Origin of the sequence: Terrirhizobium terrae (genome assembly GCF_030323265.1) — a bacterium.
In the GTDB taxonomy this organism is placed as follows: domain Bacteria; phylum Pseudomonadota; class Alphaproteobacteria; order Rhizobiales; family Rhizobiaceae; genus Neorhizobium.
In genome coordinates this window covers 503,583-530,496 of the sequence record NZ_CP104992.1, presented here as the reverse complement: position 1 = coordinate 530,496, position 26,914 = coordinate 503,583, and the positions used below count along the sequence as shown (strand labels likewise).

At 62.1% G+C, this 26,914-nt stretch carries 18 protein-coding genes and 3 pseudogenes; 15 read left to right on the top strand and 6 right to left on the bottom strand.

From position 1 onward, the window contains the following. The first annotated feature begins 105 nt into the window (after nucleotides 1-105). The 5 genes and pseudogenes from N7E02_RS10630 to N7E02_RS10610 all read left to right on the top strand — a co-directional run bounded on the left by N7E02_RS10630 (nucleotide 106) and on the right by N7E02_RS10610 (nucleotide 9,364). Nucleotides 106-687 carry a TetR/AcrR family transcriptional regulator gene (locus tag N7E02_RS10630; RefSeq protein WP_286583758.1) on the top strand — a complete coding sequence of 194 codons (582 nt, stop codon included), beginning with the start codon at nucleotides 106-108 and terminating at the stop codon, nucleotides 685-687. A gap of 81 nt (nucleotides 688-768) precedes the next feature. Beyond that, nucleotides 769-1,925: pseudogene (locus N7E02_RS10625) on the top strand (efflux RND transporter periplasmic adaptor subunit). Nucleotides 1,926-1,952: 27 nt separating this feature from the next. Beyond that, nucleotides 1,953-5,144 (top strand): efflux RND transporter permease subunit, encoded by a 3,192-nt coding sequence (locus tag N7E02_RS10620; protein ID WP_286581889.1) that lies wholly within the window; start codon nucleotides 1,953-1,955, stop codon nucleotides 5,142-5,144. Nucleotides 5,145-5,455: 311 nt separating this feature from the next. After that, a complete protein-coding gene (locus tag N7E02_RS10615) occupies nucleotides 5,456-6,535 on the top strand; it encodes an enoyl-CoA hydratase/isomerase family protein (protein WP_286581887.1) in 1,080 nt (359 codons plus the stop codon). A gap of 742 nt (nucleotides 6,536-7,277) precedes the next feature. Further along, nucleotides 7,278-9,364: pseudogene (locus N7E02_RS10610) on the top strand (ATP-binding protein). Between the two features lie 19 nt (nucleotides 9,365-9,383). Here the strand turns inward: N7E02_RS10610 and N7E02_RS10605 are convergent. Together N7E02_RS10605 and N7E02_RS10600 are read right to left on the bottom strand one after the other, a co-directional pair. Continuing rightward, a complete protein-coding gene (locus N7E02_RS10605; RefSeq protein WP_286581884.1) occupies nucleotides 9,384-11,039 on the bottom strand; it encodes a hypothetical protein in 1,656 nt (551 codons plus the stop codon). Further along, nucleotides 11,036-12,054, bottom strand: a pseudogene (locus tag N7E02_RS10600) (glycosyltransferase family 2 protein). Before N7E02_RS10600 ends, N7E02_RS10605 begins: the two are co-directional and overlap by 4 nt. A 273-nt stretch (nucleotides 12,055-12,327) precedes the next feature. Here N7E02_RS10600 and cysP point away from each other — a divergent pair. The 7 genes from cysP to N7E02_RS10565 all read left to right on the top strand — a co-directional run bounded on the left by cysP (nucleotide 12,328) and on the right by N7E02_RS10565 (nucleotide 19,116). Next, complete coding sequence (cysP, locus tag N7E02_RS10595; protein WP_286581883.1) at nucleotides 12,328-13,326, top strand: thiosulfate ABC transporter substrate-binding protein CysP; 999 nt, start codon at nucleotides 12,328-12,330, stop codon at nucleotides 13,324-13,326. Nucleotides 13,327-13,406: 80 nt separating this feature from the next. Next, nucleotides 13,407-14,231 (top strand): sulfate ABC transporter permease subunit CysT, encoded by an 825-nt coding sequence (cysT, locus tag N7E02_RS10590; RefSeq protein ID WP_286581882.1) that lies wholly within the window; start codon nucleotides 13,407-13,409, stop codon nucleotides 14,229-14,231. Between the two features lie 4 nt (nucleotides 14,232-14,235). Beyond that, the gene (gene cysW, locus N7E02_RS10585; protein WP_286581881.1) at nucleotides 14,236-15,117 is read left to right on the top strand and encodes a sulfate ABC transporter permease subunit CysW; all 882 of its coding nucleotides are present in this window, start codon (nucleotides 14,236-14,238) and stop codon (nucleotides 15,115-15,117) included. Continuing rightward, nucleotides 15,114-16,136: a sulfate/molybdate ABC transporter ATP-binding protein gene (locus tag N7E02_RS10580; protein WP_286581880.1), complete on the top strand. Its 1,023-nt coding sequence runs from the start codon at nucleotides 15,114-15,116 to the stop codon at nucleotides 16,134-16,136. Before cysW ends, N7E02_RS10580 begins: the two co-directional genes overlap by 4 nt. Before the next feature lie 106 nt (nucleotides 16,137-16,242). Beyond that, entirely contained in the window at nucleotides 16,243-16,470 is a 228-nt protein-coding gene (locus N7E02_RS10575; RefSeq protein WP_286581878.1) for a DUF4160 domain-containing protein, read from the top strand. After that, on the top strand, nucleotides 16,463-16,876 hold the full coding sequence (locus N7E02_RS10570; RefSeq protein ID WP_286581876.1) for a DUF2442 domain-containing protein: 414 nt from the start codon (nucleotides 16,463-16,465) through the stop codon (nucleotides 16,874-16,876). The genes N7E02_RS10575 and N7E02_RS10570 overlap by 8 nt, the downstream gene beginning before the upstream one ends. Nucleotides 16,877-17,049: 173 nt before the next feature. Further along, nucleotides 17,050-19,116, top strand: coding sequence for a DEAD/DEAH box helicase (locus N7E02_RS10565; RefSeq protein ID WP_286581875.1), 2,067 nt, complete (start codon nucleotides 17,050-17,052; stop codon nucleotides 19,114-19,116). Between the two features lie 38 nt (nucleotides 19,117-19,154). On the opposite strand, the gene N7E02_RS10560 is transcribed toward N7E02_RS10565, so the two are convergent. The 3 genes from N7E02_RS10560 to N7E02_RS10550 all read right to left on the bottom strand — a co-directional run bounded on the left by N7E02_RS10560 (nucleotide 19,155) and on the right by N7E02_RS10550 (nucleotide 22,562). Further along, nucleotides 19,155-20,255, bottom strand: coding sequence for a DNA alkylation repair protein (locus N7E02_RS10560; protein ID WP_286581873.1), 1,101 nt, complete (start codon nucleotides 20,253-20,255; stop codon nucleotides 19,155-19,157). Nucleotides 20,256-20,375: 120 nt separating this feature from the next. Beyond that, the gene (locus N7E02_RS10555; RefSeq protein WP_286581871.1) at nucleotides 20,376-21,812 is read right to left on the bottom strand and encodes an NAD-dependent succinate-semialdehyde dehydrogenase; all 1,437 of its coding nucleotides are present in this window, start codon (nucleotides 21,810-21,812) and stop codon (nucleotides 20,376-20,378) included. Between the two features lie 168 nt (nucleotides 21,813-21,980). Continuing rightward, nucleotides 21,981-22,562, bottom strand: a complete 582-nt coding sequence (locus N7E02_RS10550; protein ID WP_286581870.1) for a cupin domain-containing protein — start codon at nucleotides 22,560-22,562, stop codon at nucleotides 21,981-21,983. 316 nt (nucleotides 22,563-22,878) lie between these two features. Between N7E02_RS10550 and N7E02_RS10545 the strand changes: the two genes are divergently transcribed. The 3 genes from N7E02_RS10545 to N7E02_RS10535 all read left to right on the top strand — a co-directional run bounded on the left by N7E02_RS10545 (nucleotide 22,879) and on the right by N7E02_RS10535 (nucleotide 25,630). Beyond that, complete coding sequence (locus N7E02_RS10545) at nucleotides 22,879-23,628, top strand: SDR family oxidoreductase (protein WP_286581869.1); 750 nt, start codon at nucleotides 22,879-22,881, stop codon at nucleotides 23,626-23,628. Between the two features lie 155 nt (nucleotides 23,629-23,783). After that, nucleotides 23,784-24,752 carry an adenylate/guanylate cyclase domain-containing protein gene (locus N7E02_RS10540; protein WP_286581867.1) on the top strand — a complete coding sequence of 323 codons (969 nt, stop codon included), beginning with the start codon at nucleotides 23,784-23,786 and terminating at the stop codon, nucleotides 24,750-24,752. Beyond that, complete coding sequence (locus tag N7E02_RS10535; RefSeq protein WP_286581865.1) at nucleotides 24,668-25,630, top strand: hypothetical protein; 963 nt, start codon at nucleotides 24,668-24,670, stop codon at nucleotides 25,628-25,630. Before N7E02_RS10540 ends, N7E02_RS10535 begins: the two co-directional genes overlap by 85 nt. Nucleotides 25,631-25,766: 136 nt before the next feature. On the opposite strand, the gene N7E02_RS10530 is transcribed toward N7E02_RS10535, so the two are convergent. Continuing rightward, nucleotides 25,767-26,882 (bottom strand): acyl-CoA dehydrogenase, encoded by a 1,116-nt coding sequence (locus N7E02_RS10530; RefSeq protein ID WP_286583757.1) that lies wholly within the window; start codon nucleotides 26,880-26,882, stop codon nucleotides 25,767-25,769. Nucleotides 26,883-26,914: the final 32 nt, after the last annotated feature.

The following is a 26,914-nucleotide window of genomic DNA, read 5'->3' as shown; positions in this document are numbered from 1 at the left end:
AACACGCTGGAGTGGTTGACAAATATATGCTCACGATTTACGACTGACGAAAATTGAAATTCGTCAGTCGTAAATCGTGAGGCTTCAGTGGATAACGCCAGCCAGATGGATCCGGTAAAGCAGGAAAACGTCGATCGCATCCTCGATGCGGCCGAGCGCCTGTTCAAGCACTACGGCTATTCCAAGACGAATGTTGCCGACATAGCCAAGGATCTCGGCATGTCGCCGGCCAATATCTACCGGTTCTTCTCGTCGAAGGCGGAGATCCACAAGGCGCTGGCAAGCCGCATGCTGGCGGCGAGCCGCGATGTCGCGGTCATCAACGCCAAGCGCCCGGTTAGCGCCACGGAGCGGCTGCGCGACCATTTCCTGCAGCAGCACCAGATCACCGTCGAGACGCTGCTGCACGAAAACAAGGTTCATGAGATGGTGGTCGTCGCCATCCAGGAGCAATGGTCGGTCGTCGAAGACCATATCATGAAGCTGCGAACCATCGTGGCCGGTCTCGTGCGCGAAGGGATCGCCAGTGGCGAGTTTCGCGACCAGGACGCCGATTTCGCCGCCGAATGTCTTTGCGACTGCATCGTGACCCTCTGTCACCCGCAGATCATCGCGGAATGCCTGATCGAGAACCGGAGGACGGTGCCGGCCGATCTCGTCGATTTCGCCCTTAGAGCTCTGAAATAGAGCCGACATAAAACGCAACCTGACTTAACAAACCGGCACCTCACGGGTGCCATGATCAACGCATCGCGTGGAGTGAAGACAATGTCTTCGATCGTGACTGGACGTTTTGCATCCCTTTCGAAGGGCCTCCTTTTCGCTCTGGCGCTTGGTGCGCTGAGCGCATGCTCGGAAGAGAAGAAGAAAGTTGAGGCGCCCGATCCGGTGCGGCCGGTCAAGGTCGTGCAGGTTGCCGGCCCCGATGCCGGGCGCACCTTCGTCTATTCCGGCTCCGTCCGGGCGCGCACCGAGATGAACCTCGGCTTCCGCGTCGCCGGCAAGATTACCGAACGTCTCGTCGATGTCGGCGAGCGGGTTCAGCCCGGTACCGTTCTCGCAAGGCTCGATGCCGTCGATTACGAACTCGCCGTTCGCCAGGCCGATGCCGATCTCACGGCGGCCGGCAAGCAGGTCGATATTACCGGCCTCGCGCTTCGCCGCGCCGAAACGCTGGCGCAGAAGAACGTCACGCCCCAGTCGCAGCTCGAACAGGCGCAGCTTGCCGCCGACCAGGCGCAGTCGCAGCTCCAGTCGGCTGAATCGGCACTCGAGCAGGCGAAGAACCAGGTCGCCTATACCGAATTGAAGGCCACCCATGCCGGCATCGTCACCACGGTCAGCGCCGATGTCGGCCAAGTGGTCAGCACCGGTTCGCCGGTCGTCGCCGTCGCCGTCGATGGCGAAAAGGAAGTGCAGATCGCGGTGCCGGAAATGGATATCGCCCATTTCAAGCCCGGCAAGACGGTGAAGGCCGGCTTCTGGTCCGCCCGTGATCTTTCGCTCGAAGGCAAGGTTCGCGAAGTCGCCGGCAGCGCCGACGCCCAGTCGCGCACCTTTGCCGTTCGCGTCAGCCTGCCGGTCGACGATCGCGTGCTGCTCGGCACGACCGCGACGATCACCGCGGCGGAAGACAATGCGGCGCCGGCCTTCGGCCTGCCGCTTGCGGCTCTCGCCCAGAAGGACGGCAAGTCGGTCGTCTGGGTGGTCGATCGCGACAAGGGGAAGTCAGTTCCCGCCCGGTCGTGGTCGCCGGCTATAACGACGACGGCGTGCGCGTTTCCGAAGGCATTTCCAACGGCGATCTCGTCGTCTCGGCCGGTACGCAGTTCATGAAGGAGGGCCTGAAGGTCAGGCTTCCCGAAACGGTCGCGTCGCGCTTCGGCAGCGTTTCCAGCCAGTCCACCGCGTCCATCCAGCCCTGATACCGGCACTGAAAAGGATCTGAGACCATGAGCTCCTCTCCCCATCAGCCCGCCGATCCGTTGCAGAAGCAAAAGGAAAAGGGCGGCTTCAACCTGTCGCGCTGGGCAATCGGCCATCCGAGCATCGCGCGCTTCCTGTTCGGCCTCATCATCGTCATGGGCGCGCTCGGCGTCATGAACATGGGCCAGAAGGAAGATCCCGACTTCACCTTCCGCGTCATGGTGGTGCAGAGCGTCTGGCCCGGCGCGTCCGTTCAGGACATGCAGAACCAGGTCGTCAACAAGATCGAGCGCAAGCTGCAGGAAACTCCGCATCTCGACTGGGTCAAATCCTATACCCGCGCCGGCATCGCCATCACCACGATCCAGGTCAAGGGCGACACCAATGCCGAAGAGGTGGCGGACGCCTTCTACCAGGTGCGCAAGAAGGTCGGCGATATCAGGCAGGACCTGCCGTCCGGCCTGCTTGGCCCCTATTTCAACGACGAATTCGGCGATACCTACATCACGCTCCACGCCATCATGGGCGAGGGCTACAGCTATCCCGAACTCAAGGATTTTGCGATCCAGGCCCGCGACATGCTGATCGCCACGCCCGGTGTCGAGAAGGCGGTCATCCTCGGCGACCAGCCGGAAAAGATCTTCATCGACGTCTCGTCCAAGGCGCTGGCCGAACGCGGCCTGACTGTGACCGCCATCCGGGATGCGATTGCCGGGCAGAACACCGTCGACCCCGCCGGCACCGTGCAGACTGCCGACCGTTCGGTGCGCATCTCCGTCGAAGGCGACGTGATGACGCCGGAAGACATCCGCGAATTGCGCATCCGGTCCGGTGACCAGGTCTACAGGCTCGGCGATATCGCCACCGTCAAGGCAGGGCTCGAGGATCCGTATCAGCGCAAGTTCCGCTTCAACGGCCATGACAGTGTGCAGCTTGGCGTCGTGATGGCGAACGGCTTCAAGGTTACCGATGTCGGCCACGCGGTCGAGGAGACCTACAAGCGCTTTGCCGAAACGCTGCCCGTCGGTGCGCAGGTGCAGCAGATCGCCAATCAGCCGGAAGTCGTGACCGAAGCGGTCGGCGAGTTCACCCAGGCGCTGATGGAAGCCCTGATCATCGTGCTCGTCGTGTCGCTGATCTCGATCGGCTGGCGCTCCGGCATCGTCATCGCTATCGCCATCCCGCTGGTTCTCTCGGCCACGCTCGCCATCATGTATTATCTCGGCATCGAGCTGCAGCGCATCTCGCTCGGCGCGCTGATCATTGCGCTCGGCCTCTTGGTCGACGACGCCATGATCGTCGTCGAGATGATGGAGAGAAAGCTGGAAGAGGGGCTGAGCCGCATCGACGCGGCAAGCTTCGCCTATTCCTCCACTGCCTTCCCGATGCTGACCGGAACGCTGATTACCACCGCCGGCTTCATTCCGGTCGGCTTCGCGGATTCCACCGCGGGCGAATATGTCCGATCGCTGTTCTACGTGGTCGGCATCGCGCTCGTGGTGTCGTGGTTCGTGGCGGTCTATTTCACGCCGTGGCTCGGCTACATGATCCTGAAGCAGCGCGCCCATGCCGGCACCGGTCATCATCACGACGCCTATGACACCCGCATGTATCGCGGTGTGCGTCATGCCGTGACCTGGTCGGTGCGTCACAAGGCGATCGTGCTTCTGGCGACGCTCGGCATCTTCGCCGGCAGCCTCTGGTCATTCCAGTTCATTCCGCAGAGCTTCTTCCCGCAGTCCTCGCGTCCGGAAATCCTGGTCGACATGTGGCTCCCGGAAGGCACCGCGATCGAAGAGGTCGAACGCCAGGCCAAGGCGCTGGAAGAGCGCGTGCTGCCTGATCAGGACAAGACCTTCGTCGCCACCTATATCGGCGAGGGCGCGCCGCGCTTCTTCCTGCCGCTCGACCAGCAGCTCCGCAACCCGAACTATGCGCAGCTCCTGATCATGTCCAAGGGTCTGGAAGAGCGAGAGCGGCTGATCGTCAAGCTGCGCAAGATCCTCGCCGAAGATTTTCCGACCGTGCGCGGCAAGGTCGACCGCCTGTTCCTCGGTCCGCCGACCGGCTGGCCGGTGCAGATGCGCGTCGTCGGTCCTGACCGGACGGAAGTGCGCCGCATCGCCGACCAGGTGAAGGACCGCTACTATCAGAACCCAATGTTCGGTTCGATCCACGACGACTGGATGGAGCCGGTGCCGGGCATGAAGCTCGTCATCGACCAGGACCGCGCCCGTGCGCTCGGCGTCTCGTCGCAGCGGGTCCGCCAGATGCTGCAGGCTGCAACTGCCGGCGCCCCGATCAACGACTTCCGCGATGGCGAGGAAACCGTATCCGTCGTGGTGCGTGAGCCGGATGCGACCCGCGACCTGCTGTCTGCCGTGCAGTCGGTCTATGTGCCGACCGATTTCGGCGGCTTCGTGCCGGTGTCGCAGATCGCCCGCGTCGAGCCGGTGCTCGAACAGGGTATCGAATGGCGCCGCGACCGCCTGCCGACGATCACCGTCAAGGCGACGCTGCCCGACGGCATCGAGGCGACGCAGGCATCGCTCAACTTCTACAACTCGATCGCCGACCTGCGTGCCGCATTGCCGGCAGGCTACAAGATCGAAATCCAGGGCGGTGCCGAGGATGCGGCCGAAAGCCAGGCCTCGATCGCCGCCAAGGCGCCGATCATGCTGCTCGTCATCATGCTGCTCCTGATGGTCCAGCTGAGGCATTTCGGCAAGTCGATGCTGGTGCTCGCCACCGGTCCGCTCGGCATCATCGGCGCGGCAATGGCGCTCCTGATCACCGGCGCGCCCTTCGGCTTCGTCGCGATCCTCGGCGTCATCGCGCTGCTCGGCATCATCATCCGCAACTCGATCATCCTCATCGACCAGATCGACCAGGATATCGCGGCGGGCATGCACAGGCAGGAAGCGATCGTCGGCGCGGCCGTCCGCCGCTTCCGTCCGATCATGCTCACCGCGATGACCGCCGTGCTGGCTCTGATCCCGATTTCCTGGGGCCTGTTCTGGGGACCGCTCGCCTATGCTATGATGGGCGGTATCCTGGTCGCGACCGTGCTGACCATCCTGGTCCTGCCCGCCGGCTATGCCCTGTTCTTCGGCCGCGAGCCGAAGACGAAGGAAGACGAAAACCAGCCCGCCAATCATTCTGGCAATCAGGGCGAGCTCTTCGACGACCATCGCGACCTTCCGATGGCCGCCGAATAATGCCGAGGCGCCCGCCAGTTCCCGGCGGGCGTCTCGGTTTCCAACGATAAGTTTACGAGCCCCTCTCCTGAGAAATCTAGCACTTAGCCTGCGGCTAAGATGCTGATTTCTCTTCCTCTCCCGCAGGGGAGAGGAACGCGGGCCGCGATCTCGGCGCCTATCTCCCCCTTGGCGGGGAGAAAGCGATTTCAACATCTTAGCGTAGCTAAGTGCTAGAAATCGCAAGAGAGGGGAAGTATATTCCTCCGCATTGCCTCTACAAACACCCTCCGGCTATGCTGCCCTCGCTAAACATCGAGGAGGGATGAAGCATGAATGACGGCGCTTACCGCACCGAGGAGATCCTGTTCGACCGCATCGGCTCGGCGGCGATCATCCGGCTCAACCGGCCGAAGGCGCTGAACAGCCTCAACCTTGCCATGGTCCATGCGATGAAGCCGGCGCTGGAGCGGTTTGCGGAAGACCCGGCGATCTCCTGCGTCATCCTGACGGGAGAAGGTGAGCGCGGACTCTGCGCGGGAGGCGATGTCCGCGCCATCCACGATCTCGGACGCGCGAATGACCCGGAAGTGACGCGCTTCTGGCGGGAGGAGTTTCCGGTCAACTACACGATCTCGCGCTATCCCAAACCCTATCTGGCGCTGATGGACGGTATCGTCATGGGCGGCGGCGTCGGGGTCGCGTCCCATGGAAGGCACCGGATCGTCACGGAGAGAACGCGCCTTGCGATGCCGGAGACGGGTATCGGTTACGTGCCGGATGTCGGCGCGACCTGGCTTCTGTCCCGGGCTCCGGGCGAAGCGGGTACATGGATGGGCCTGACCGGCGAGATCGTTGATGCGGCCGACGCCATCTTCGCGGGCTTCGCCGATTATCAGGTCCCGTCGGAGCGGCTGAGTGATGTTGTGAGCGCGTTGGGGAAATTGACGCCCGGTGCCTCGGACGAAGAGGTCACTGCCGCGATCCAAGGCTTTGCGACGTCTCCGGGAGAAAGCAAGCTCGCGGCCCACCGCAGTCTGATCGACCGTGCTTTCAGGTTCGACACGGTGGAAGAGATCGTTGCAGCGCTCGAACAGGAGGAGGGTGAGTTTGCGGCCGCGACCCGCGAGACGCTCGCCAAGCGCTCGCCGACCAGTCTCAAGCTTGCCCTACGCCTGCTGCGGCTCGGTTCAGGCAGCGCCAGTCTGATCGAATGCCTGGAACGCGAATTCACCGTGGCCTCGGAACTCCTGCGGCAGCACGATTTCTACGAGGGTGTGCGGGCCGCGATCATTGACAAGGACCGCAATCCGAAATGGCGTCCGGCCACATTGGCGGAGGTGACGGAGGCGGATCTGGATCGATACTTTGCGGTCAATGACCAGCCGCTGTTCCCTGAGCACCGGCTCTAAGTTGCGATGCTCTCGGCAGGTGCTCCACCCCCTCTGGCCTGCCGGCCATCTCCCCCACAAGGGGGAGATCACAAGTGGCTCGACCTTCGCCCGTGCCTTGAGCATATCGTGGTAGTTCTTGCAGGAGGTGATTGGGCAAGACGGTGCGTCCAGCTGATCTCCCCCTTGTGGGGGAGATGCCCGGCAGGGCAGAGGGGGTACGGCATTCGCCTGACAAATTCGGGATGCGCCGATATTCACGCCGACCAAGGTCGCGTGGCTCCGAGTGGGAATGGGGCAGGCAGTGATATCGATGGTAGTGAGGTAGGTTTTGTCTGCCTGCCCCGGCCGCTTCATCCGATCCTCAGAGACTTGTCAGTTCCCGTCAGACCGCATTCACCGACCATCACCGGAAACCAGGGCCTCTTTTTCCAAAGAGAAGCGACCCGATGATCGAGGAGGCCGGTTCGCGAACCCGGTTTCCCATCCGATGACGCGATGATTGTGATGCAGTCGTCGGGGACGGGGACGATCGACGTATTGGACGAGATGCGATCCGCTGAAAAGAAAGAGATATTTCTTCTGCGCCGCCACAATTCATCCCCGCACCAACGAGAGGTTGATCGATGATCTGTCACGCTACCATGGCAACCGATTTCCATGGCTTCGCGTTATGATAGATATCCGGTGGGTATTCGGCCGACACGGCCACTGAAAGGACTGTTGCTTGAGTTCCGAAGTCACTGCGTTTTCGCGCGAAGATCTGGAAGCGGAAGTTTTTCGGCTGAAAGCCGAGGCCACCGAGGGCGAGGATGCGCTTTTACGAAGCGATGCCCGCTATCGGGCGCTGTTCGAGGCGATTGACGACGGGTTCTGCATCATCGAATTCATCGACGGTCCCCATGGTCCCTTGAGCGACTACGTCCATATCGAGGCCAATTCCGGCTACGAACGGCAGACCGGCATCGCCAATATCGTTGGCAAGCGTCTGCGCGAGATCGAACCGGATGCTGCCGACAAGTGGATCGAGCTCTATGGCGAGGTGCTGCGCACCGGCAGGCCGGTTCGCTTCGAGCAGGAATTCGTTGCGATCGGTCGGCATATCGAGGTGTCGAGCGCGCGTGTCGAACCCGCCGAGCTGAAGCAGGTATCGGTCCTGTTTCGCGACATTACCGAGCGCAAGCAGGCCGAGGCTGCGCTTCGTGCCAGCGAGGCGGTGGCGCGGCAGAACGTGCAGCGGGTGCAATTGGCGCTCGCGGCCGGTGCGATCATCGGGACCTGGTTCTGGGACATACCGGCCGACCGTTTCACCGTGGACGAGGCATTCGCCAACGCGTTCGGGCTTGATCCGACACGCGGCCGAATGGGGCTCAACCTCGAGACCATCGCGGAAACAGTTCATCCCGATGACAAGGCAGGCTTGTTGGAGGCGATCGAGGATGCACTCAGGCGCGGCGGTCCCTATGTCCACCAGTACCGCACGCGCCGGGCAGACGGAAATTACTACTGGCTCGAGGCCAATGGGCGGGCTGATCTGGCGCCCGACGGAACGCCGCTTTATTTTCCTGGCGTGCTCATCGATATCGAGGCGCGGCGCGCCGTGGAAGCCGAGCGCGACAAGGCGATCGGCGACCTGAAGGCGCTCAACGAGACGCTTGAGCAGAAGGTCGCCGAGCGCACCGAAGAGCTGATGTATTACGAGGAACAGCTGCGCCATTCGCAAAAGATGGAGGCCGTCGGCCAGCTGACCGGTGGGCTTGCGCACGACTTCAACAATCTTCTCGCGGGCATTTCCGGTTCGCTGGAACTGATGCAGACGCGTCTGGCGCAGGGGCGTATCGCCGATCTCGACCGCTATCTCACCGGCGCGCAGGAGCGGCCAAGCGGGCCGCGGGCCTGACCCAGCGGCTGCTCGCCTTCTCGCGCCGGCAGACGCTCGATCCGAAGCCCGCCAGCATCAACCGATTGGTCTCCGGCATGCAGGACCTGATCACCCGCAGCGTCGGGCCGACGATCCATGTCGAGACCGCCTTTGCCGGCGGGCTATGGGCGACATTCGTCGATGTCGGCCAGCTGGAAAATGCGCTGCTCAATCTTTGCATCAACGCCCGCGACGCCATGCCAGAGGGCGGCAAGCTGACCATCGAGACGAGCAACCGCTGGCTCGATGAGCGGGCGTCGCGCCAGCGCGGGCTGGAGCCCGGTCAGTATGTCTCGCTCTGCGTCAGCGATACCGGCACCGGCATGCCACCGGAGATCATCGAGCGCGCCTTCGATCCGTTCTTCACCACCAAGCCGACCGGGCAGGGCACGGGGCTCGGTCTCTCCATGGTGCACGGTTTTGCCGGGCAGTCGGGTGGCACGGTGCGTATCTACTCGGAAATGGACAAGGGCACGATGATCTGCATCTACCTGCCGCGCCATCTCGGCGATGCGGAAGAGGAAGATCTGGCCGAGGTGTCGGTCGCGCCGCGCGCCACGGATCACGAGACCATTCTCGTGGTCGACGACGAGCCGCTTGTGCGGATGGTAGCGGTCGAGATCCTGGAGGAGCTCGGCTATCACGTGCTGGAAGCGGCTGATGGGCCGACGGCGATGAAGATCATGAATTCCGGCCAGCCGATCGACCTTCTGATCACCGATGTCGGCCTGCCGGGCGGCATGAACGGCAGGCAACTGGCCGATGCACTGCGCGTCGACCGGCCGGATCTGCGCATCCTGTTCGTCACCGGCTATGCGGAAAACGCCGTCCTGAACCACGGGCACCTGGAGCACGGCATGCATGTGATGACCAAGCCCTTCCTTAGCGATGCCTTCGCCCGGCGAGTGAAGGATCTTCTGTCGGAATAGCGCGGCGAGAAGCGGGCGCTTATGGCTTCGGCGCCTGCGGGTGATCGATCCGGTAGAGGCGGGCGAAGCCATCGTCGGCGAGGAGGTGCAGATTGTCCATCTGCGGCATCGGCCTCGCCGGGCTTTCCATGTCGGCGTTCATCACCAGCACATAGTCGAAACGGTTCTTCCAGTCGCGCATGTACGGGTCTAGGCGGTCCGCCGGCATGTTGATGAGATCGGCGGGGAAGGGGATCGTTTCCGGAACCGCGATCTCGTTCCACGGCGGGCGGACCTGCAAAGGCTGCTTGCCGGGCGCGGTGAAGAGATAGGGCATGAAGGCATCCCGCTCCAGGCTCACGATGGCAGGATAATGCCAGAAACTCGGCACTACGCCGGCCACCAAGCGCCCGATCGGCGCCTTGCCGACATTGTCCTCGTGGATCTCGTGCAGCAGGGGCAGGACGGCCGAACCGGGCGGAACCTGCTGCAGCACGGTCTCGACCGAGCGCATATCGGCCGCGCGCTGCAGCCAGACATATTCGATGAAGGCGATGCGCGAGAGGACGACGAGAAGAATTGCCGGCAGCATCAGGGATTGCAGCCTGCCCCTGACGTCGGGTCTGAGGCCCGCCGCTGCGGCAAGCACCACCATGCAGGGCAGACGGCGATCGATGGCGCCGGTGTCGAACACCACGGTGGGCACGAACATGGCGATCACCGCGGTCGCAATCGCGGTCAGGACCAGCCCCCAATGCACGCGCAGGAGATTGCGCCGGATCGTCTCGCGAACGATGACAAAGATCAGCACCAGATAGAAAAAGTCGATGCGCAGGTCATAGGTGGTGAAATAGGTGAGCAGCAGCATCAAGCGCCGCGGCGACCAGGCATCCTGCCAGGCCATGCTGTCGAACAGCGACACGTCCTTCTGGCCGGGCAGCGACGGGCCGAACAGAAGAAAGATAGCCAGCGGCACGAACACCGGCGCTATGGCGAAGATGATGCGCCCGATTATGCCGACCAGGGCTTTGACCGAGTGCAGCGGCGCACGCGACGGACCGAATTCGAGCGCTGCCAGGAGGGCGGTGTAGAAGAGCAGGCCGAAGGGATGGGCAGTCAGCAGCAGTGCGGCGGAGACGGCACGTGATGCGAAGGTGAGCGCCCAGCCACGGCCTTTCAGGTATTCGTCGATATAGGCAAGGATCAGCGCCAGCCCGAGGCTGATCAGGAAGCTGATGAAGCCGAAAAGGAAGACGGCATTCCAGGCCAGCGTGAAGCAGAGCAGCTGCCACCAGTGAAATCCGCCGAAAAGCCTGCGGTTCAGGAGCGCCACACCGATGGACGGCAGGAGAAGCGCGAGGCCGAGGACCAGAGGGCCAATGACATCCATCGTGACGATCTTGCCGAGCCCTGCCGCGACGAGATCGATGGCGATATTGGTCCAGGCGACATTCCAGTCGATCCGGTAGAATTCCGCCATATGCGGCTGTTCGATGCCGCCTGCCAGAAGCCACATGCGGACATAGTGGTTGGCGTAATCCGTCATCGGCGGAAAGCGTACCGACAGGACCGGGATCAGGGACGCGAGTGCCGCGACGACGAGATAGATGGCGGTCCGACGGCTCGATGCCGACGATACGGTCCGTCCGGCCGTCGGGCGCGCGTCCGTGTCGTTCCCCGCCGATGTCGCGGTCATCTCAGTTTCGTCCGCTTCTCGGCATCGGAATAGGTACGCACAGCCTTCTGCAGCCCCTGGATGCCGCCTGAAGCTTCGCCTGCCATCTCTTCGCGACGGATCTGGCCGATCGTGTAGAGCGGGCGTCTTTTGACCTCCTGCACGACACGGCCGAGATATTCGCCGAAAACGCCCATGACGAAGAGCTGCGTGCCGGAGAAGAAGGAAATGGCGACGACGGAGCTTGCCCAGCCGGGCACGGCATTGCCGAACGCCCATTGGGTGACCGCGTAGACGAGAATGGCAAAGGCGAAGAGCGACGAGACGAGGCCGAGCCAGACGGCCGCCCGCAACGGCTTTGTCGAGAAGCTGGTCAGTGCGTCGATGGCGAGCGACATCATCTTGCGCAGAGGATATTTGGTCGTGCCGGCAAAGCGCGCGTCACGGGAATAGGGAAAGGCCGCCTGGCGTCCGCCGATCCAGCTCACCATGCCGCGGATGAAGCGGTGGCGCTCCGGCATGCCGTTCAGGATGTCGACCACGCGGCGCGACATCAGCCGGAAATCGCCGGTGTCTTCCGGAATCGGAACGGAGGAAAGCTTGTTCAGGAGCCGGTAGAACAGGGATGCGGTGGCGCGCTTGAAGGCGGTTTCGCCGGCGCGCGCGATGCGCCGGCCGTAGACCACGTCGAAACCCTCGTCCATCCGCTTCGCCATCAACGGCAGCAATTCGGGGGATCCTGCAGGTCGGCGTCGATCAGCAGAACGCGCTCACCCCTTGCGAGCGAAAGCCCGGCGCTGGCTGCCAGCTGGTGGCCGTGGTTGCGGAAGAGCTGGACGCCGACGACGCGGGCGTCGCGATCCGCCAAGCTTTCGATCATCGCCCAGGTCGCGTCGGACGATCCGTCGTCGACGAAGACGATTTCATAGCGGTCGGTCACCGCCGCGCAGGCAAGCGCCATCCGCCGGGAAAACTCCTCCAGCACGGCTTCTTCATTGAAGCAGGGAACGACGATGGAGAGTTCGAAATTGCTCATGCCGCCAAGCTAATTTCAGCGACTTAAAATAGAATTACTTCCCGGGGATCGGACCGCTGAAGAACTCGGGCAAATATTGGCAAACGAGCCGGTAGAAACGGGCACCTCGGTACACGGGCAAAACCATTGCGGAATGAAGCGGAAAATGGGCAAAAATTCTAACGGCAGTCTGTCGCGGGGAGGGCGGTTTCTCGCGAATTCATGACAGCGCCGGTAGTTTCCATCCAGATTTCAATTCCCGGCCGATATCTGGCCAATGCCCGGAGACCTTTGATGAACCGCCTCCTCATTCTCGGCACTGCGATTGCCGCCCTCTTCGTAAGTCCCACGATCCATGGGGCGGCGATGGCGCAGGAGCAGAAGCTGCTCAACGCTTCCTACGACGTTGCCCGCGAGCTCTTCGTCGCCGAGAACGAGGCCTTCATCAAGGCACATCCGGGCGTCACGATCGACCAGTCGCATGCCGGCACGTCGAAACAGGCGCGTTCGATCGTCGAGGGCCTGGAAGCCGACGTCGTCACCTTCAACCAGTCGACCGACGTCGATTTCCTCGCCAAGCAGGGCTTTGTCGCAGCCGACTGGAACAAGGCTTTCCCGAACAACGCGTCGCCCTTCTATTCCTTCCCGGCTTTCCTCGTGCGCGCCGGCAATCCGAAGAACATCAAAGGTTGGGCCGATCTCGGCCGTGACGATGTTCATGCCGTCTTCCCGAACCCGAAGACCTCCGGCAATGCGCGCTACACCTATCTGGCCGCCTATGCCTGGGCGAAGGAAGAATACAAGGACGACCAGGAGAAGATCGACGCCTATATCACCAAGATCTTCGACAACGTTCCGGTCTTCGACACCGGCGGCCGTGCTGCCACCACAACCTTCGTCGAGCGCGGCCAGGGCGACGTGCTGATCACGTTTGAGGCGGAAACCCGCGGCATCGAGAAGCAGTTCGGCAAGGACAAGGTGGAGAACGTCATCCCGTCGAGCAGCCTGCTTGCGGAATTCCCGGTCGCCGTGGTCGACAGGGTCGCGAAGAAGCACGGCACGGAAGAACTGGCCAAGACCTATCTCGACTTCCTCTACACGGAAGAAGGCCAACGTATCGCCGCCGAGTTCGGTCACCGCGTCCACAATGAGAAAGTCGCGGCTGAGTTCAAGGATCAGTTCCCCGAGATCCGCCTCGTCAATGTCGATGATGTATTTGGCGGCTGGTCGAAGATCCAGTCGGAGCACTTTGCATCCGGCGGCACCCTCGACAAGCTCTACGGCAGCCGTTAATCGCGAATAGTCGTTCATTTCAATTCAGCCCGGCGGACGAATACTCCGCCGGGTCTTGCTGTGTATAAGGAACTGACCGCGTGAGACGACGCAATGTCCTGCCCGGATTGCCGCTATCGCTGGGCGTGACCCTGTTCTATGTCGGCCTGATCGTCGTGCTGCCGCTGGCGGCTCTGGTTATTAAGGCGGCGAGCCTCGGACCGGAAGACTATTGGCGGATCGTCTCGTCCTCGCGGGCGCTTGCGAGCTATCGCGTCACAGTGCTTTCGGCGCTCGGCGCCACGATCTTCAACCTGTTCTTCGGGCTGTCGCTTGCCTGGGTCATCACCCGCTACCGCTTTCCCGGACGGCGCATCGTCGATGCCATGGTGGACCTTCCTTTCGCGCTGCCCACCGCCGTTGCCGGCATCGCGCTTACGGCGCTGTTTGCCAATAATGGTTGGTTCGGCTCGGTGCTTGAAGGGCTCGGCATCAAGGTCGCCTATACGCCGCTCGGCATCATGATCGCCATGTGCTTCACCTCGCTGCCCTTCATCGTGCGCACGGTTCAGCCGGTTCTGGAGGATCTCGATCCGGCGCTGGAAGAGGCGGCCCAATCGCTCGGCGGTTCCGACTGGTCGATCTTCCGCAAGGTCATCCTGCCGCTTCTGACGCCCGCATTGCTGGCCGGTGTTTCGCTCTCCTTCGCCCGCTCGCTCGGGGAGTTCGGGGCGATCATCTTCATCGCCGGCAACCAACCGATGTCGACGGAAATCACCGCACTGCTGATCTTCATCCGGCTGGAGGAATATGATTATCAGGCCGCAGCCGCGATCGCCTCGGTGTTGCTGCTGACCGCCTTCTTCATGCTTGCCGTCACCAACTGGCTGCAGGCGCGGGCGCTGCGTTACACGGTGAAGGGGTAAGATCATGAGCACTTCCTTCTCCACCCGCAGAAAGCCGCCGCGCGTCGGCGATGCTCCGATCTTCCGCCGCACGCTGATCGGCATCGTGCTTTTCCTCGTCGCCTTCGTCATCGTCGCGCCGCTAATCATCATCGGCGTCGAGGCGCTTTCGAAGGGCTGGGCGGTCTATCGCGACACGATCATTCATCCCGACACGCAGCACGCGATCATGCTCACCGTGCTTGCGGCGCTGATCGCCGTGCCGGTCAACACCGCCTTCGGCATTGCGGCGGCCTGGGCGATCACCAAGTTCGATTTCTGGGGCAAGCGGTTTCTGCTCGTCGTGATCGAGATCCCGTTCTCCGTCTCGCCGATCGTCGCCGGTGTCGCCTATCTCTTCGTCTACGGCCTGCAGGGCCTGTTCGGGCCGTGGCTCGACGCCTGGGACATCAAGATCCTGTTCGCCATTCCCGGCATCATCATCGCCTCGATGTTCGTCACCGCGCCCTTCGTGGCGCGCGAACTGATCCCGCTGATGCAGGCGCAGGGGCGGGATCTCGAAGAAGCCGCGACCTCGCTCGGCGCTTCGGGCTTCCGCACATTCTTCGCGGTGACGCTGCCCAACGTCAAATGGGCGCTGCTTTATGGCGTCATCCTGTGCAATGCGCGCGTGATGGGCGAGTTCGGTGCGGTGTCCGTGGTGTCGGGTAACATACGCGGCCAGACCAATACGCTGCCGCTGCATATCGAACTGCTCTATCACGATTATCAGGCGACAGGCGCCTTTGCCTCGGCCTCCATCCTGGCGTTGATCGCCGTCATCACCATCATCGCCAAGGTCGCTCTGGAGCGGCAAGGCGCGGGCCGCGTCCGCAAACAGGCCAACCCGGCAGAGAAAACATCATGAAGATCCGCCTCGAAAACGTCGTCAAAACCTTCGAGACCTTTCGCGCCGTGAAGGACGTGTCGCTCGATATCGAGAGCGGCGAACTGGTTGCGTTGCTCGGACCTTCCGGTTCCGGCAAGACCACGATCCTGCGCATGGTCGCGGGGCTCGAATATTCCGACGGCGGCACGATCCATTTCGGCGACCAGGATGCGACCGATATTCCGGTGCGCGACCGCGGCGTCGGTTTCGTCTTCCAGCATTACGCGCTCTTCCCGCATATGACGGTCGCCGACAACATCGCCTTCGGCATGAAGGTGTCGAAGGTGAAGCGCGACAAGGCGGCGATCGACAGCCGCGTCACCGATCTGCTGCGGCTCGTCCGCCTCGAAGGCCTCGGCGACCGGTTCCCGGCACAGATTTCGGGTGGCCAGCGGCAGCGCGTGGCGCTGGCCCGTGCGCTTGCCGTCGATCCCAAGGTGCTGCTGCTCGACGAGCCGTTCGGGGCACTCGATGCGAATGTGCGGCGCGACCTGCGCCGCTGGCTGCGCGAGATCCATTCCGAACTCGGCATTACGACGCTGTTCGTCACCCACGACCAGGAAGAGGCGCTCGATCTTGCCGACCGGGTGGTAATCCTGAAGGACGGGCAGATCGTCCAGCAGGGGACACCGGAAGAAGTGTGCCGCGATCCGCAATCGGCCTTCGTCATGAAATTCCTCGGCGATGCCAACGTGATCGCCGCAGAGGTGCGCGATGGTCGAGCCTATGCCGGCGACGTGTCGGTCGAGGCTGCGGGCGTAGCGGATGGCAGGGCCGAGCTTTATGCGCGGCCCGCCGATCTCGACTGGGCGCAAGCCGGGCCGGGGATCGGTGCGACGATCACCCGCGTGCTCGACCGGCCGGATGGGCGGAGGGTGCTGGCGGAAACGCATGCAGGCGAGGCGGTGGAATTCGACGTCGAGCCTGAGCGGGTGGTGAAGGCCGGGGAGAGCGGTTTCGTGACGTTACGGCGGGCGAAGGTGTTTGCGGTGAACTGATCGCCCGGACTCGCGTCAGCGAGGTAGATCAGCTAGCTTTTTCGGCAGGCTGGGGAAGCAAATTCCCGTCTGTGTGTTGCCTTTCCCAAGTAGTTGGGTTATGCTGATGGTCACCGTTCTGCGACAGCATGGAACGCGATTTGTCGTCTATACGGCAGACCACGAACCTCCGCCTGCCCACGTCTTCGGTGATGGCGAGGCACGGATCGATATCGTCAATCTGTCGGTCATTACCCAAGGAGGAATGTCCGACAGGGATGTGCGACGGGCGGTGGATATTATCGAGGCCAAACAGCAACTGTTTCTCGATACCTGGAGAAAGTATGATGGCTGAGGTTAGCGACGCGGAACTCGCACAGGCGAAGTTGAACTGGCAGGCTGAGCGCCTGGAGCGTCCTACGCCATCGTCCGTCCGCTTCGATGTCTCCTCGGAACGGGTCGTCGTCGATTTCGTCAATGGCGCTTCCTTCATTTTTCCAGCCCGCTCGATCGAAGGACTGGAAACAGCGACGGCTGACGAACTGGCAGACGTGACGCTGCTCGGCGAGACCGGACTGCATTGGGAGGCACTCGATCTCGACTATTCGATTGCCGGTCTGATGAACGGGATCTTCGGCAGCAAGGTGTTCATGGATGCGCGCCGTCGCGGCGGGCAATCCCGCTCGGAGGCCAAGATCGCCGCAAGCCGTGCGAACGGTGCGAAGGGCGGGCGGCCCAAGAAGTCCGGTGCGGGCTCCTGACAATCGCTGCGCGTCCATGATCGATAGCGGGTTTCTCCGCAAGCCCCACCCGCCACGCAATCCACCCATGCTTTGACTTTTGTCACCGGATTCATTAGGGACGGCGCAACGTTCGGCTGCGATCGTTGCAGCCTTGGGGCCGAGAGCCCATGAAAATCCGAAAGACAACATAGATGACCGATATCAACGGCGCCGTTCCGGCGATCGCGAAGGCTTTGCAGAAGCGTGGTTACGAGACGCTGACCCCCGTTCAGCAGGCGATGCTGGACCCGGCGCTCGCCGCGTCCGATGCGCTGGTCTCGGCCCAGACGGGCTCCGGCAAGACCGTCGCCTTCGGCATCGCCATGGCGCCGACGCTGCTGGAAGACGCCGACCGTTTCGGCCGCGCCGCAGCGCCGCTGGCACTCGTCATCGCGCCAACCCGCGAGCTTGCCATGCAGGTGAAGCGCGAGCTCGACTGGCTCTATGCCGAAGCCGGTGCCGAGATCACCTCCTGCGTCGGCGGCATGGACATCCGCAGCGAACGCCGTGCGCTTGAGCGCGGCGCGCATATCGTGGTCGGCACGCCGGGCCGTATCTGCGACCATATCCGCCGCAACGCGCTCGACATGTCCGAAGTCCGCGTCGCGGTTCTCGACGAGGCCGATGAGATGCTCGACCTCGGTTTCCGCGAAGACCTGGAATTCATCCTGGAATCCGCGCCGGACGAGCGCCGCACGCTGATGTTCTCGGCCACCGTCCCCGCCGCCATTGCCAAGCTGGCCAAGAGCTACCAGCGCGATGCGGTGCGCATTTCCACCCAGGCCGAGCAGAAGCAGCATATCGATATCGACTATCGCGCGCTTCTCGTCACCCCGCATGACCGCGAAAACGCCATCGTCAACGTGCTGCGTTATTACGAGGCGCCGAACGCGATCGTGTTCTGCTCGACGCGCGCTGCCGTTAATCATCTGCATGCGCGGCTTTCCAACCGCAATTTCTCCGTCGTGGCGCTGTCGGGCGAGCTGACCCAGAACGAGCGCACCCATGCGCTGCAGGCGATGCGCGACGGCCGCGCCCGGGTCTGCATCGCGACCGACGTCGCTGCCCGTGGCATCGACCTGCCGGGCCTCGAACTCGTCATCCATGCCGATCTGCCGACCAATTCCGAAACCCTGCTGCACCGTTCGGGCCGAACCGGCCGTGCCGGTCGCAAGGGTGTCAGCGCGTTGATCGTGCCGGTCAGCCAGCGCCGCAAGGCCGAGCGACTTCTGTTCGGCGCCAAGATCGAGCCGACCTGGGCGAACCCGCCTTCCGCCGACGAAGTGTCCGCCCGTGACGAGGAGCGGCTGTTCGCCGACCCGATCTTCACCGAAGTGACGACGGATGAGGACGAACTGGCGCTGATCACCAAGCTGACCGAGCGCTTCGACGCCGAAAAGCTGGCGAGTGCTTTCGTCTCGCTTTATCGCGGCAAGAATTCCGCGCCGGAAGAGATCAATGCGGTATCGCTGGAAGCCCGCAAGCCGCGTGAAGGCAATCAGGGTGATCCGGCTTCGCGGCCGCTCACCCCGCGCGGCGATTTCGGCCCGGCCGTGTGGTTTTCGCTGTCGGTCGGCCGCAAGCAGCGCGCCGAGCCGCGCTGGCTGATCCCGACCATCTGCAAGAGCGGCGATCTCAGCAAGAACGAGATCGGCGCGATCAAGATGCAGGCCGACGAGACGTTTGTCGAAATCGCCGAGGCGCATGCCGACCGCTTCATGGCGAAGCTCGGCAAGGACCGCCTGATGGACCGCGGCATCCGCGTGACGCGCCTGGATGGCGCCCCGGATTTCAGCAAGTTCTCCCGCGGTACCGATGACGAGGGCTTCACCAAGCGTGAAGGTCCTCGCATGGACAAGCCATGGAAGGACAAGCCTTACAAGGATGGTCCGAAGAAGGACGGTTTCCGCAAGGACAAGCCCTTCGCCAAGGACGGCCCGCGCGGTGACAAGGCTTTTGGCGATGCCCCGCGCAAGGACTGGAAGCCGAAGGGCGAAAAGGCGAGTGCCGAGCGCCGCATGGACGATGATGTCTGGGGCGAGAAGCCGAAGGGTGGATTTGCCAAGAAGGGCGGCGACAAGCCTTATAGTGACAAGCCCCACGGTGATAAGCCGTTCAAGAAGAAGGCTTTCGGTGACAAACCGTTTGCCAAGGCGGATGGCGACAAGCCCTTCAAGAAGAAGCCTGCCGGCAAGGGCGGCTTCGACAAGCGGAAGTAAAGATCAGAGCATCGCCCCGGCGGTGCTCTTTCTTTTGTTCAGGTGGTGAGGTTGAAAGCCTCTGAGGCCAGAACCTCGCCATTGACGATCAGCTCGACCGGATGCCGGCCCGCATAGTGGATGCGGGTGGTGAAGTCGCGGATGGCGCGGCTGATCGCAAGCTCGACGGTGGCGCCGGGTGCAAGCGTCAGCTCTTTCCACTTGAAGACCTTCTTCGACGTGCCGCCAGCCTTCTTCACATAATGTACGGCATAATCGATCAGCAGCTTCTGCTCCGTCGACGCGGTCGAGGCGAGTTTCGTGGTGATCTTCACGGCACCGCCGAGCTGCAGTGCCGAGGGCTTTACCGAGAATGCCTCGACCTCGACTTCAGCCCTGTGGCCGGCGCCGAAGACATGCAGCGCGCGGGCGTCACCCTTCTTGATCAGGGTGCGCAGCGCCTGTTTCATGATCCAGCCGGTGCGGGCATGCGTCTGATCCCAGGCCTTCAGCTTTTCCAGCACCCATTCCGGATGGTCCTTGGTGATGTCGTTCAGATGGTTGGCGACGGATTTGCGGACATAGAGGCTTGGGTCGCTCTTCAGGTTTTCGAGGATCGGCGAGACTGGCGAGGGATCGGCAATCAGCGGCTTCAGCTGGAACGACCACGGCAGGCGAGGGCGGCATCCTTCGCTTGCAAGCCGGCGGACATGTTCGTTCTCATCCGCCGACCAATCTTTCATGACCTCAAGCGTTCGGGCCAGGTCCTTCTGGAGAAAGTGCCGGATGGCGAATTCCGACGAACCGAAGCGGGTGAAGAAGGCCAATGCCTCCATCGACAGGTCGAAATGATCCTGGCCGTAGAGGGCCACATATTCCGGCAGGGTGATCGAGGCGAAGCCGTGGTTTACGCGGGGAGCCAGGGCCCGGAGGATCTCGATATTCCTTTCAAAGCCGCCGGGCAGGACAGCATGAAAGGCGACCGCGATCTGCCGAAGCCGCTGCATGATGCTGAGGCCGTCGAGCCCGTCCGAGGCCAGGACGAGAAACCGTTGGCTGTCGAAGGTCGGGTAGATGGCTGCAGTCTCGCGTGCGAAATGGTTCAGCCGCTCGCGGTTGAAGATTTCCTTGAGAAGAGGCGCCGCATCGGTCTCGGTCATGGCTGGGCCCGAATGTTCACTTTTTGTTTTCGTAATCGACTCCGCTTGCCGAAGCAAGGCAAAGAAAACCGGCCGAAGCGGGGCTCCGGCCGGTGACAGAAATCAGTGCTGATAAAAGGCTTAGTTCATCTGCGAAACGAAGCGGGTTTCCAGATAAGCCTCGACCGCTTCCGAACCGCCTTCCGTGCCGTAGCCGGAATCCTTGATGCCGCCGAAGGGGACTTCCGGCAGCGCGAGGCCGTTGTGGTTGATGGTCAGCATGCCGGCTTCGACCGAGCGGCCGAGTGCGTGGGCGGTCTTGGTGGAGCCGGTGAAGGCGTAGGATGCGAGGCCGAAGGGAAGGCGGTTGGCTTCCTCGATCGCGTCCTCGAACTTGGAGAAGCGGTTGACGATGGCGACCGGGCCGAAGGGCTCGTCGTTCATCATCTTGGCCGTGGTCGGGACTTCGGCGAGCACGGTCGGCTCGAAGAAGTGGCCCTTGTTGCCGATGCGCTTGCCGCCGGTCTTGAGCACGGCACCTGCGGAGACTGCATCGTGGATCATGTCTTCCATGACAGGGATGCGGCGCTCGTTGGCGAGCGGGCCCATGCCGACGCCGTCTTCCAGGCCGTTGCCGACCTTGATCGCTTCAGCGGCCTTGACGAAGCCTTCCATGAACTTGTCGGCGATACCGTCCTGCACGAGGAAGCGGGTCGGCGCGACGCAGACCTGGCCGGCATTGCGGAACTTCGAGGCGGCGGTGATCTCGATCGCCTTGTCTAGATCGGCGTCGTCGAAGATCATGACAGGCGCATGGCCGCCGAGTTCCATCGTGGCGCGCTTCATGTGTTTGCCGGCGAGCGCTGCGAGATGTTTGCCGACCGGGGTGGAGCCGGTGAACGAAATCTTGCGGATGACCGGGTGGGCAATCAGGTATTCGGAAATCTCGGCCGGGACGCCGTAGACGAGGCCGATGACGCCGGCCGGAATGCCGGCATCGGCGAAGGCACGGATGAGTTCTGCGGGCGAGGCAGGCGTTTCTTCCGGCGCCTTGACGATGATCGAGCAGCCGGTGGAGACGGCGGCCGAAAGCTTGCGGACGATCTGGTTGATCGGGAAGTTCCAAGGCGTGAAGGCCGCGACCGGGCCGACCGGGAACTTGATCGCCATCTGCTGTACGCCGCCGAAGCGGGCCGGGATGATCTGGCCATAGGTGCGGCGGGCTTCTTCGGCGAACCAGTCGATCGTGTCGGCGGCGCCCATGATTTCCATCTTCGACTGGGCAAGCGGCTTGCCCTGTTCGCGGGTCATCATATAGGCGATCTCGTCTGCGCGGCCGCGCATGATCTCGGCAGCCTTGCGCATCAGCTTGGAGCGTTCGAAGGCAGACGTGTCGCGCCAGACCTTGAAACCCTTCTCGGCTGCTTCCAGCGCCAGATCGAGATCCGCCTTGCGGGCATGGGCGATCTTGCCGATGACTTCCTCGGTCGCCGGGTCGGAAACGGGCAGGGTCTCGCCGCCGATGGCATCGCGCCATTCGCCGTTGATGAAGAGCTTTACGTCGGGATAGGTCTGCATGGTGTCCACTTTCGTTTGAGAAGTGCCGGATGCGCGGCAGGACGCCGCGGGCAGGGTGGAGGGTTCCGGTTGGTGACGTAGGACAAAGAGGCCGCACAATCAACGGTGCGACCTTCAAAAAAGTCATACTAATCGGATGAAAAATGATGCTTAGCCGATACGGCCCGATCAGAGATAGGGCGGGGTGCAGGCGCCGACGATCTCGCAGCGTTCGCGGCCGGCATTGCGGTAGCGATGCGGCAGGCGGCTGTTGAACAGGAAGGCATCACCGCGCTTCAGGACGCGGGTCTGGGTTCCGACGGTCAGTTCCAGTTCGCCGGCGATGACAACGCCGCCTTCCTCCGCCTCATGGGCGAGCATGGTCTCGCCGGTATCTGCGCCGGGCTCGTAGAAGCTGTGAAATATCTGGAGGCTGTGGGCCTTTGCATCGCCGACCTGAAGCAGGGTCAGCTGGCCCGTGGACAGGGGCGTCAGTTCGTCGGCGCGGTAGAATATCTGGTCGACCGGGGGCAGTGTGAGGGCGAAGAAATCGGTCAGCGGATAGTTGATCGCTTCGAGGATCTTCTTCAGCGAGGCGACCGAGGGGCTGACCTTGTTCTTCTCTATCAGCGAAACGAGCGAGTGCGTGACACCTGCCTTGACGGCAAGAGCCCGCTGCGAAAGGTCATGCTGATTGCGGACTAGGCGAAGCCGATCGCCGACATTGAACTCGCCTTCGGCTTCATCCGCGGCGTTATTCGTGGCGTGCATTTCTATGGGACGTCTTTCTTCATGCGTGTATCGCGCTGAAAATCAGCGACGGCTCACTGATACACCCAAGATGGAAATTTGACCAATGACGAAAAAGGGTGTGGCGCGTGAGGGAAGGCAAGAAAGTGTGACGGATGAAATGGAAGGACTTAGCGCAGTGACCTCCTATTGCTCGAATGATCGTTTGTCCTCCACGGCATGATATTTTTTTCGGCGCTGGACGAGAAAGTGCAATTCTTACCGATAGGTGCCTACTTCCAAAAAGAGAGTGTTGTGGCTAGCGATACTTCCAGATCTCTAACGAAAGAAGCACGTCATGGAATTTTCGAGCGCCACCATCCTCATCACCGGCGGCAATTCCGGTATCGGCCGCGGTATGGCGGAAGCACTTGCATCCCGGGGAGCAAGGATCATCATCACCGGTCGCAACGCCGTTACGCTTCAGGAAACGCTGGCCGCCAATCCGGGCATGCAGGGCTATGAGCTGGATGTGAGCGATGCGGATGCCATTGCCGCTTTTGCAGCAAGCATCACCGCGCGGCATCCCGATCTGAATGCCGTCATCCATAATGCGGGGATCATGGTCATCGAGGACGTGCTGGCGGAACGCTATGACCTCGATGTCGTGGAGCGGACGATCGCTACCAATCTTCTCGCGCCGATCCGCCTGACTGCAGCGCTCATGCCGCATTTAAGGGCGAAGCAGGAGGCCGCGATCGTGACCGTGTCCTCCGGGCTTGCCTTTGTGCCGCGCGCCAACGCGCTCGCCTACAGTTCATCGAAGGCGGCCATTCATTCCTGGACGCAGAGCCTTCGTCATGAATTGCGCAACACAGGCATATCGGTGATCGAGCTTGCGCCGCCGCTCGTCGCCACCGACCTGACGCCCGGGCAATCCGCAAATCCGCGTGCCATGCCTCTGGACGAATTCGTCACAGAAGCAGTCGAGTTACTCTGCGCGCCGGAGACGCCTAAGGAAGTGCTGGTCCAACGCGTCATGCCGCAGCGCACGGCGGAGCAGACCGGCAATTTCGAAAAGGTCTTTGGATTGGTCAACCCGGATTGAGAAGACGTGAAAAGGCCCGGTGCGCTTTGGCGTTCCGGTCGGTTACGGGTTTCTGACGGCTGCTATGTAAAAAACTGCAGATCCTGCGCTGATCTGTCTTAATGGAAGTCTAATCGCTTCGGTTGTGCTAGGTTTCGCGCAAGAGGAGCCCAGCCATGGAACGCAAGCTTGCGGCCATTCTTTGCGCTGACGTCGTCGGCTATTCCACGATGATGGAGCAGGACGAGCAGGGAACCTTTGAGCGCCTCAGTACGAGGCGCAGGGAGCTTTTCGAGCCTGAGATCGCTCGGCATCATGGACGGATATTCAAGCTGCTGGGCGACGGATTGCTGGCCGAGTTCGCGAGCGTGGTTGACGCCGTCGAATGCGCGGTGAGCCTGCAGCGCGGATTGGCGGACCGTAATGCCAATGCCGGTGAGGCCCAATCGATCCATGTTCGTATCGGCATCAATCTGGGTGAGGTGATCGTTGAGGGCGAGGATCGATACGGCGACGGCGTCAATGTCGCCGCACGACTGGAGCATCTTGCCGATCCCGACGGAATCTATGTTTCCGGCAAGGTCGCCCGCGAGGTCGAGCGAAAGCTTGCCTTCGGCTTTGAGCCCGTGGGCACTCAGAAAGTGAAGAACATTGCCGAGCCGGTGCAGGTCTTTCGCGTACGCTTCCAAGAAGGACGTTCGCACCGCCCAAGCCGGCTGCGAATGCCATTCCATGGTCGCGTTGCGTTTGCATTCTGTCTTGCGATCCTGTTCGCAGGTGGTGCAGCCTGGTACGGGCTGCGTTCACCAAGGAACGCGTCCGGCGAGCCATCTATAGCGGTCCTGCCGTTTACCAACATGAGCGGCGATCCCGCCCAGGATTATCTGGGGGCGGGCGTCGCAGAGGACCTGATCACCATGCTCTCGTCTTTTCCGAGCCTGCGTGTCGTCTCCCGCATGTCAAGCTTCGTCTATGACAGGCCGGTAAAGGTGCAGCAGATCGGCCAGGACCTCAAGGTGAACTATGTCATCGAAGGCAGTGTGCGCCGATCAGGGAGAATGTGCGTGTCACGGCACAGCTCATCGATGCGAAAAGCGGCGAACACATCTGGGCCAACCGGTATGAAGAGGAGGGGCGAGATGTAGCCGCCATGCAGGGCAATGTCGCCGACCGGATCTATACCACTCTGGCCGGGCTGAGGGGAGCAATCAGAAAGCGGGAGGAGAGCGACGCCTGGACCAAGTCTGCGCCAAGTCTCGAGGAATACGACTACTATCTACGCGGTCATCAATTGTTCTTCCGCTTCACCAAGGAAGACAGTGCGAGGGGGCGCGACATCTGGCTGGAGGGGCTGGAGAAATATCCCGGTTCGGCGCTCCTGCAGGCAAAGCTGGCCTTTGCCTACATCATGGATGTAAACGTCTACGGTTCGGAGGATCCCTGGAGAGACACGGAACTGGCCTGGAAATATGGATCGGCGGCGCTTCAATCTCCGCACAAATCGCAGCTTGAGGCTTTTCTTGCCCATTGGGCCATGGCTTTCCTCTATCAATATCACGAGGGTGATTTCGAACGATCCATCGCAGAGGCGGAGATCGCCGTGACGCTCGTCCCCTATGACCCGTTTTCCCATGCCGATCTGGGATTTGCGATCGCTCTTGCCGGAAAGGTAGACCGAGGGATCGAATGGCTGGAGGAAGCGATCCGTCGGGACGGCAGCCCGCTTGACTGGTATTTTGGCTATCTCGCTTTCGCCTATTACCTGGCAGGCCGTGCGGACGATGCCGTCGGTGTCGCATTGAAGATGGAGCATCCGCCGTACCTGACGCTTGCAGCCTCATATGCTCGCCTGGGCAAGCTCGATGAAGCTCGCAGGAGTGTCGAACGTCTTCTGGCCCAAAAGCCGGGCTGGACCATCGAGGACGAAGCCGTCTACCCATCGACAAAGCGGCCGCAACTGGTTGCCCCGCTTCTGAAGCTCTATCTTTCGGATCTGGCGAAGGCTGGTCTTCCGGAGAAATAGCGCCAGCTGGAATCTTCATCCGGCATTTCATCTTCAGGCAAAAAAGACCCGGCGCGCTTTCGCGGGCCGAGCCAGCTGGGGAAAACCCAGGGCGAAGGCGGTCGGGTGTCGATCGCCTTCTTCGATCTTGGTGCGATCAGAAGAATGCCTGGATGCCGGTCTGGGCGCGGCCGAGGATCAGGGCGTGGACGTCGTGGGTGCCTTCGTAGGTGTTGACCGTTTCAAGGTTCTGCGAATGGCGCATGACGTGGAATTCGATCTGGATGCCGTTGCCGCCATGCATGTCGCGGGCCTGACGGGCGATGTCCAGCGCCTTGCCGCAATTGTTGCGCTTGACGATGGAGATCATTTCCGGCGCCATGCGGTGCTGGTCCATCAACTGGCCGACGCGCAAGCTACCCTGCAGGCCGAGTGCGATTTCGGTCTGCATGTCGGCGAGCTTCTTCTGGTAGAGCTGCATGCCGGCGAGCGGCTTGCCGAACTGCTTGCGGTCGAGGCCGTACTGGCGGGCGCGGAACCAGCAGTCTTCGGCCGCACCCATGACGCCCCAGGAAATGCCGTAGCGGGCGCGGTTGAGACAGCCGAAGGGTCCTTTAAGGCCCGAAACATTCGGCAGCAGCGCGTCTTCGGTCACTTCGACGCCGTCCATGACGATCTCGCCGGTGATCGAGGCGCGCAGCGACAGTTTTCCGCCGATTTTCGGGGCTGACAGACCCTTCATGCCCTTTTCCAGCACGAAGCCGCGGATCTCGTTGTTATGGGCTTCGGACTTCGCCCAGACGACGAAGACGTCGGCGATCGGGGCGTTGGAAATCCACATCTTGGCGCCGCGCAGGCGATAGCCGCCCTCGATCTTTTCGGCGCGGGTCTTCATGCCGCCCGGATCGGAGCCGGCATCTGGCTCGGTCAGGCCGAAACAGCCGATCAGCTCGCCCGAGACGAGACCCGGAAGATATTTTTTCTTCTGCTCGTCGGAGCCGTAGGCGAAGATCGGGTAGATGACGAGCGAGGACTGGACGCTCATCATCGAGCGGTAGCCACTATCGATGCGCTCGATTTCGCGGGCGACGAGGCCGTAGGCGACATAGGAGGCGTTGGCGGCACCATATTCTTCCGGCAGGGTGACGCCGAGAAGGCCGGTCTGACCCATTAGCCGAAACAGGCCGGCATCGGTCTGCTCATCGAGATAGGCTTCCTGGACGCGGGGCAGGAGCTCGGCCTTGGCGAAGGCGGCCGCCGCATCGCGGATCATCCGCTCGTCTTCGGTCAGCTGGTCGTCGAGCA